The sequence below is a fragment of the Variovorax sp. P1_H12_2 genome (genome assembly GCF_056405335.1).
In genome coordinates, this window is the sequence record NZ_JBFUCI010000286.1 from 1 (window position 1) to 8,491 (window position 8,491).

6 protein-coding genes and 1 pseudogene are annotated in these 8,491 nt (G+C 68.0%); all 7 read right to left on the bottom strand.

Annotated features, from left to right (window positions below; genetic code table 11):
- Positions 1-2,953: AAA family ATPase (locus AC1D2K_RS23940; protein ID WP_478091501.1), on the bottom strand; the 2,953-nt coding region annotated here is incomplete at its 3' end.
- 59 nt (positions 2,954-3,012) lie between these two features.
- Positions 3,013-3,225 (bottom strand): hypothetical protein, encoded by a 213-nt coding sequence (locus AC1D2K_RS23945; RefSeq protein ID WP_478091503.1) that lies wholly within the window; start codon positions 3,223-3,225, stop codon positions 3,013-3,015.
- Between the two features lie 162 nt (positions 3,226-3,387).
- Entirely contained in the window at positions 3,388-3,909 is a 522-nt protein-coding gene (locus AC1D2K_RS23950; protein ID WP_478091508.1) for an AMP-binding enzyme, read from the bottom strand.
- Between the two features lie 3 nt (positions 3,910-3,912).
- Positions 3,913-6,806, bottom strand: a pseudogene (locus AC1D2K_RS23955) (amino acid adenylation domain-containing protein); the annotation flags it as partial.
- Positions 6,807-6,898: 92 nt separating this feature from the next.
- Positions 6,899-7,498: a hypothetical protein gene (locus tag AC1D2K_RS23960; protein WP_478091505.1), complete on the bottom strand. Its 600-nt coding sequence runs from the start codon at positions 7,496-7,498 to the stop codon at positions 6,899-6,901.
- 153 nt (positions 7,499-7,651) lie between these two features.
- Entirely contained in the window at positions 7,652-7,984 is a 333-nt protein-coding gene (locus AC1D2K_RS23965; protein WP_478091510.1) for a hypothetical protein, read from the bottom strand.
- 99 nt (positions 7,985-8,083) lie between these two features.
- A partial coding sequence (locus AC1D2K_RS23970) for an ion channel (RefSeq protein ID WP_478091507.1) occupies positions 8,084-8,491 on the bottom strand: 408 nt, incomplete at its 5' end.

The window sequence follows — 8,491 nt, forward strand, 5'->3', positions numbered from 1 at the left end:
GCGAAGCCTCGGCGCCCGCCGCATCGCCGCGGCGGACCTGGATGGCGGCCCGCAGGCGATCGATCTCCGGCTCCCACATCCGCTCGTTGCGGGCGTTGGCTTCGACCTGCGCCGCGTCGAGCAGCTGCCAGGCCCGTTCGTCGTCATGCATCAGCATGAAGGCCTTGGCGCACATGGCGTTCATCGGCACCAGCGTCAGGCGTGACCCGGTCCCCATGAACTCCTCGAGCCCGTGCTCGATCTGCGAGCGCGCCTGCGCCTCATGACCCTGCACCGCCAATGCCGCCCCGCGATACGTCAGCGCCACCGCGTGCCAGAGGACGAAGCCCTCGTCCTTCGACAAGGTGCACAACTCGTCAGCCACTTGCAGTTGCTCGGCGACCTCCATGTCGTGCCAGCCGAAACAGAGCCCGCTGTGCAATTGAAAGGCCAGCGCGGCGGCCCGGCTCGGCGTATGCCCGAGTTCGCGCCCCAGGCGAACCATCCGCTCCCGCTCCTCGCGCGCCTCGTCGACCTGCCCCAGCATCCACAGCGCGGTGGCACGTGCGGTGCGCACCGCGACCGACGAGGACAGCTGGAATGTCGCGGCCAGTTGGCGTTCCTGCTCGAGATCGAACAACGCCAGGCCGGCATCGGCCTCCTGAACCGCCTGTTCGAATTCGCCGCGGTACAGGTGCGTGTAGGCGGTGGCATGACGGCCGGTGATCCGGATCATCGGGGCCGCCGTGGCCTCGGCCATCGCAAGCACCGCCTTGGCGGTGGTCGCCGCCTCGTCCATTTCGCCGCGCAGGAAATAGTAGGTCCAGAGGCCCCAGACAGGCGGATAGATCTTGTCGAACCGACTCAGTCGCGTGGCCAGCTCGCGGGCCCGCTCGCACGCGTGGCGCACATCGTTGGCGCCCCAGCCCTGGACGGTCATGAGGACCGGCGCGATCTCGTTTTGCAGATCGAGCTCGCACTCCAGCCAGCGCGACTCCTCGGGCATGCGCGAGACGCTGCCGATGGCGCGCTGAAAATGCGCCGCGGCCTCGCGCATGGCCGTGCGCGCCAGCGCCCTCTGCCCGGCCTTGCGCCAGAACTCGACGGCCTGCTCGTCATTGCCGGCAGCCGACACATGGTGGGCGATCAGCTCCGGCTGCTCCGCAACGATGTCCGGGAAGTGCTCCTGCAGCACGGCCGCGATACGCGCGTGACAAGCCTGGCGCGTGCGCCGCAACAGCGATTCATAGGCCGCATCGCGAACCAGCGCATGCTTGAAGACATACAGCGCGCTGGCGCCCGAGCCCGTCTTCCACACCAGTCCCGCATCGATGATTCGTTCCAGATCTTCGCAGAGCGCTTGTTCGTCGCGCCCGCTCATCAACTGGATCAGCGAATGGGAGAACTCCCGGCCGATCGTCGCGCCGAGCTGCGCCGTCGCCCGGGCGTCGCCCAGCCGATCGATGCGCGCCATCAGGGAGGCATCGATGCTCGCCGGAATGAGGCCACTGCGGAATGGGCTGGTGAGTTCCCAGGACAACTCGTGCTCTTCCACCACCCTGCCCTCGATGACGGAGCGCACCATCTCCTCCACGAACAGCGGCACGCCGTCGCAGCGCTGCGCGATCTCCCGCAACACTTCGCCCGGAACCCGCTTGCCGTGGGCCACGTTGCGAACGACCGACTCCACCTCGTCGTCGTCGAGGCGCGACACATCGATCAGCGGAGTCGCATCGCCCGACGGCCATGCGGGCTGGAACTCCGGGCGGGCGGTAAACAGTCCCAGCAACGGAAGCTCCCGCACGGACGATACGAACAGCCGCAAGAACTCGATCGTCGAGGGATCCGCCCAGTGCAGGTCTTCTGCGATCAGGATGGTCGGACTCCTGGAAGCGAGTGCATGCAGGACGTCAACGAGGATCGCGAGGGTCCGGACACGTTGCCGCACCGGCGATATCTCCAGCGCGGGATAGCGCTCCCCCGACGGAATGGACAGCAGCGCGGCCATCAGCGGCGGCGCGTCGGGTGCATCGACGCCGAGTTCGGCCAGCCGCGCCTCGAGGCAGTCGAGGCGCTCGTCGGCCGCCAGCGCGCGATCCAGCCCGAGCCGGTGCACCAACAGATTGGTCACGGGCAGGAAGGCGCTGTTCTGGGCATAGGGCGTGCAGGAAGCGGCAAGCACGACGATGTCGTCGTCCGCGAACTGACGCGTGAACTCCGCCACGAGTCGCGACTTGCCGATGCCCGGCTCGCCGCGGAGGGTGACGAAACGTGCGGAACCCGCCTGTGCCGCCGCCCAGTGCGACGCCAGCAGGGCATGCTCGCGCCCTCGGCCGACGTAGGGCGTGCGCATGTCGACCCGCCCCAGGCCCGACTCGAGGCCGCCGGCCTGGGTGACGCGCCAAAGCCGCACGGCGGTGGCGACGCCCTTGAGCTCGTGTTCGCCTCGCGGCTCACCATGGAAGTGCTCATGGGCGATGCGCCACGTGGCTTCGGTGACCCACAGCGTGTCGGGCTCCGCCGCGGCCTGCACGCGCGACGCGATGTTGGGCGCGTCGCCCATCGCGACGTTCTCCCGGCGGGCGCCCGTGCCCACCGGGCTGACCACGACACGCCCGGTGTCCGCCCCGGCGCGAATCTGGAGCCGCGCACCCGGGGGCCGCGCTGCGGCGTGGTTCAGCTGCTCCATCCCCTGCAGGATGTCGAGCCCGCAGGTGACGGCCCGCCGGGCATCGTCTTCGTGCGCACGGGGGAAGCCGAAATAGATCTGGACGCCGTCGCCCAGGAACTGGGAGATGTAGCCACCGCTGCGCTCGGCCGCTTCCTGGCAGACGCGCTGAAAGTCGGCGAGCAGTTCATGCAGGTCTTCGGGATCGAGCGTCTGGGAGAGAGCGGTCGAACCCACGACATCGCACATGAGCACCGTGATCTGCCGCCGCTCGCCGTCCACCCGCTGGGCGAAGTCCAAAAGCATGCCGCACCCGCCGCAAAAGCGTGCGCTTTCCGAGTTCGCAAAAGCGCACGAGGGGCAGTTCAACGTCCGCTCCCCGGCAACAAGTCGGCCCGCTGTCGCTCTTGCCAGACCTCGGTCTCCTGCGCGAGCAACGCATACGCCCGCGCGACGAGATCGCGCGGATCGGCTTGGAGGGCATCGGGAACAGCCACAGCGGCGCCGGCCTGTTCACGCAGATCGCGAGCCGACGCGCAGGCAGATTCATGCACGACGGGCGAGCGGGAGAACGGCATACCGCCTCGGGAGTCCCTCCCTACTTGTCGCAGGAGGTGCATGGCCGGACTTTACCGAAGATTACCGTCTGATACCAGTTCTATGCAGAATTTAGTACTCGATAGTCATCGGCAACGGTGTGAGGCGGGTTGACGTCCGCACCGATTTCAGGCAGAGCGACTCTACAGGTTCTCCTCGCCAGCGATCTGCTGCAGGCTCTCGTAGATGAGCCGGCGCGGCACGACCTTCCGCCCCAAGGCCGCCTCGATGGCCGCCACGGCCCGCATGGCCAGGAGCGAGTGCCCGCCGAGATCGAAGAAGTTGTCGGCGCGGCCGATCTGCTCGACGCCGAGCAGCGCCGACCAGATGCCGGCGACGACCTGCTCGCCGTGCGTTGCCGGCGCCACGAAGCTGCGGCCATCGGCCAGCACGACATCGATGACGGGGGCCGGCAGCGAAGCGCGGTCGACCTTGCCGTTCGGCAGCATCGGCATCGCATCGAGCGCCACGAAATGCTGCGGAATCATGTACTGGGGCAGGCGATTGCGCAGGTGCTCGCGCAGCGTCAGGGGCGTCGGCGACACGCCGCCGCGTGCCACGCAGTAGGCCACCAGCCGCACGTCGTCTTCGCTTTCGGCTCGCGTCACGACCACGCAATGAAGCACCTCGGGATGGTCGAGCAGCGCCGACTCGATCTCGCCCATCTCGATGCGGTGGCCGCGCAGCTTGACCTGGTGATCGGTGCGACCCAGGTGCTCGAGCTGCCCGTCGTGGCGCCAGCGGCCGAGGTCGCCGGTGCGGTAGAGCCGCGCTCCTGGATCGTCGCTGAACGGATCGGGCAGGAAGCGCTCGGCCGTGAGGGCGTCACGGCGGAAGTAGCCGAGGGCGACGCCGGCGCCGCCGACGTAGAGCTCGCCCGGCACGCCGATCGGGCACACATGGCCGTGCGCGTCGAGCACCCAGACCGTGGTGTTGTCGATCGGCCGCCCGATGGCGATGCCGGCGCGAGGCGATTCGACCTTCCAGGCCGTGGTCCAGACGGTGGTCTCGACAGGGCCATAGATGTTCCAGAGTTCGGCGCAGCGTTCCATCAGCTGTTCCGCCAGGTTCGGCGGCAGCGACTCGCCGCCGACCAGCGCGCGGAAGCCGGGCGCCCCGCTCCAGCCGCTTTCGATCAACGCGCGCCACGCCGAAGGCGTGGCCTGCAGCAGCGTCACGCCGTGCCGTTCGAGCAGCGCGCGCAGCGCGGCCGGCATGTGCACTTGCCGCTGCGAGGCGATGACCACCTTCGCCCGCACCACCAGCGGCAGCAGCAGGTCGAGCACCGAAGGGTCGAAGGACGGGCTGGTGATCGCCAGCACGCAGTCTTGCGACGCCAGTCCCGGCAGCTTCGCCATGCCGGCCAGGAAATTGACCACGCAGCGGTGCGGCACGCCCACGCCCTTGGGCTGGCCGGTGGAGCCCGAGGTGTAGATCATGTAGGCCTCGTCGGCCGGCGTGGCATCGAGCGCCGGCCGCGGCTCGAGCGCGTCGCCCGGGCTGCCGGCCGTCAGGTGCTCGTCGTCCACCCGCAGCATCGGCAGGTCCAGCCCGTCGAGGATGGCCATTGCGCTGCGTTGCGTGAGCACGGCGGACAGCTGCGCATCGGCCGCCATGAAGCGCAGCCGCTCACCGGATAGTCCGGGTCGAGCGGCACGTAGGCCGCACCGGCCTTCATCACCGCCAACTGCGCGATGAGCATCGCGGGGCTGCGCTCGATGCACAGGCCGACGCGCTGGCCGCGCGCAATGCCGCGCGCGCGCAGCACCCGCGCCAGCATGTTGGAACGGACTTCAATATCGCCGTAGCTGAGCGCTTCTTCACTTTCGGCGTCGATGACGGCCACGCGCGTTCGGATCTCGGACGCGCCCAGCGCCAGGTAGCGGTGCACCAGTTGCTGCGCGGACCGCGGCGTCCCGGTGCCATTCCAGTCGTGGCGCAAGAGGCTCATCTGCGCCGGCGACAGCATCCCGTGCTCCGACAAGCGGCGCTCGGGCTGCGCGAGCAGCCGCTCGACCAGCGCCAGGTAGTTCTCGAGCATGCGCGCAGCACTCGCCGCGCCGTAGAGATCGGTCGCGTACTCGAGGTGGATGCGCTGTGAGAACTCGGTATCGATGTGCATCGACAAGTCGAACTGCGCGGTCGTGCGCTCGAAATCGAATTCGTCGACCTCCAGGCCGAACAGTTCCGGCTTGCCGACCGGCGCGTTCAGCACGTTGAAGAGCACGCGCACCGCGCCCTCGGGACGCAGCGTGCGGTCGTGTCCCAGCGCGTCGATGAGTTCGTCGAAGGGCGCCTCCTGGTGCGCATAGGCCTCGAGGGCATTCCGGCGCACGCGGTGCACGAGCTGCGTGAAACTGGGGTCACCCGCGAGGTCGGTGCGCATCACCAGCGTGTTGACCAGCGTGCCGACCAACTGCTCCGCGGCGGCGCGATGCTGGTTCGCGATCGGCACGCCAATGGCGACGTCATCGCTGCGGGCTTGCCGCGACAGCATCAGCGCGAAGGCCGACAGGTAGATCACGAAGGGCGTGACGGCCTCGCGGCCACCGAATTCGCGCATGGCTTCGCGCAGCCGCAGCGGCAGGTCGGCCGAGACGCGCGCGCCCTTGAAGCTGGCCTTGGCCGGAGGCGGGAAATCGGTAGGCAGCTCGAGTTCAGACATCCCGCGCAGGCGTTCGAGCCAGTACGCCAGATGCGGGCGCCGCGCCTCGACCGATTCGGGCCGGCGCTGCCAGGCGGCGTAGTCGGCATAGTCGATCGCGCGGGGCGTCGATTCCGGCTTGCGTCCGGCCGCCAGGGCGCCGTATGCCGCCAGCGTCTCGCGCATGAGCAGCGCGCCGGCCCAGTTGTCGGTGATGGCGTGGTGCAGCAGCCAGAAGAGCACGTGCTCGCGCTCGCCAAGCCGGATGAGAGTCGGCCGGTGCAGTGGCGCCTGCGAGATATCGAAGGGTTGCGCAAGGCGATGCGCCAGCAGCGCGCGCGCCTGCTCGTTGCGCTCGCGGCCTGGCAAATGGCTCAGGTCGACAAAGTCGATCGGCACCGAGAGCCTCGGCACGATCCATTGCATGGGCTCGTCCTGCCCCATCACGAAAGCCGTGCGCAAGCCTTCGTGCCGCTCGATCATGAGGTCGAGCGCCTGTTGGCACAGGGCCGGGTCGAGCGTGCCGCGCAGCCGCAGCGCGATCGGCACGCTATAGGCCGTCGATGCCGGGTCGAAGTTCTGGATCACCCACATGCGGCGCTGCGAAAGCGAGGCCGGCAGCGGCTTGTCGCGCGCCACGCGCGCCATGCCACCCTCGTGCGAGGCGACGGCCCCTCCGCTCGATGCGCCCTGCCGTTGCACCTGCGCTGCCATCGCGGCGACGTTCGCGTGCTCGAACAGTTCGGCGAGCGGCAGCACCACATCGAAGCGCGCCTGGATGCGAGAGCGCACCTGCGTCATCCGCAACGAGTTGCCGCCGAGTTCGAAGAAGCTCTCGTGCACGCCGAAGGCGCGTGTGCCGAGCACCTCGCGCCAGATCTCCCAGATGGCCTGCTCGCGCTCGTCGCGCGGAATCACGGTACCGGGCCGCGCCCCGGGACCGGCCTGCGCATCGGATGCCGTCTGTGCACGATCGAGACAGCCCGGCCCGGTGCGCTGGCGCTCGCGTGCTACTTCTTGGCAGCAGCAGGCTCGATCGACAGCGCTACCGCCTCGGTATAGACCGCATGGACCTGATCACCCACCTTGATCATCTTGAGCTGCTCGGGATCGCGCACGATGAGGTCAACCTCGTACTCCGTCCCGCGCAGCGTGATCATGTGGGTCTTTCGGTTGACGACCACCACGTTGGCAGTGACCTCGACCTTTTCCCCCATCGCACCGCCCGGGCGTTGGCCTGCCGCCGCCCTGTCGTCGCTCTTGGTCTCGGTTCTGCTGCGCAGTTCCTTGCCGTCCTTCATCAGCGTCAGCGTCAGCGCTTGCGTGTAGCGAACGCTGACCTTGTCACCGACCTTGAGCTGCTCGAAATTGCGCGCATCGGGACCGACCTCGAGGGCAACCAGCTTGCCGTGAGAATCCTTGATCGTGACATGACGTTTCTGCAGATCGATCGCGTCGACCACACCGGTGGCCCTGACGACTTCCGTGATGGTTCCCGTGCCGGGTGTCGTCGAGGCCGAGACCTCATGGCCAGGTTTGTCCTTCGAGATTGCGGGCTGCAGCAGCGTGCCCAGCAGCGCCGTCGCTGCAAGCGAAACCAGGATGTTCATGAGCCTATCCCCTTGGTTGATTGAGACTGCTGCTCAGCATGTACCCGGGCCGGTCTCCCCAGATTGACGGATATCAATCGTGCCCGGTCTTTGAGTTTGATTGCCCAGGTGCTGGCGCGCCGGGCCTCGACCGAAGGCCGGGCGGATTGACCGTCAGCGCCCCATCCGACTGTCGTAGCTACGCGAAACGCGATCGATCAGCGCCGGATCGCGCGAACCGGTGGCGTCGAACTGCACGCGCACGCTGCCATCCGCCTGTTGGCGCACGCTGGCGGTCACAGTGCCCCCACCGATGCGCCCGACGATGGTGCCGCTGCTGCGGTCCTCGACGCTGATGGCCAGGCCCTGGTCGCGCATGGCACCGGCCGCCGCGCCGAAGGAGCGGTCGAAGCTGGCCGGGGCCGACGTCGCAACGGGATAGCCGTAGTACGCGCAGCCCGAGACGGCCAACACGGCGGCGCAACTCGCCGCCCGCGCCAGGCGCATCAGGTGGACGGCCCCACGCCGCTGCGTGCCGCGTCCGTCGACCTGCTTTCCGTCATCCATCGTGAAGCTCTTCATGCTGTCGCTGCATCGGTTGGCCCACTACTGCGCCCCGCCCTTCTCGGCCTGAGCCTTGATCATCTGTTGCAGGATCGCCATCAACGCGGCACCGGTCAGGCCGAACATCAACACCCCGTTCGCTGCCTCGAGCGGGCCCAGCAGTTTCCAGGGCTTGGTCATCACCACATCACCGTAGCCCAGCGAACTGAAGTTCACTGCAGAGTGGTACACCGCCTCGTACAACTCGCTGAACTCGCCCAGCAGCATGAACAGCAATCCCCAGATCATGATCTGGAGGAAGTTGCCCAGGATCAGCACGACCATCACGACCAGGAGCGAGCGAATCTGGACGAAGGGCCCTGCGATGATGGCCTCGCGGTGCGATTGGTGGGAGTAGTAGCGAACGCTCCAGAACGTGAAAGTTGCCTGCAGCACCAGGCACAGCAGGAT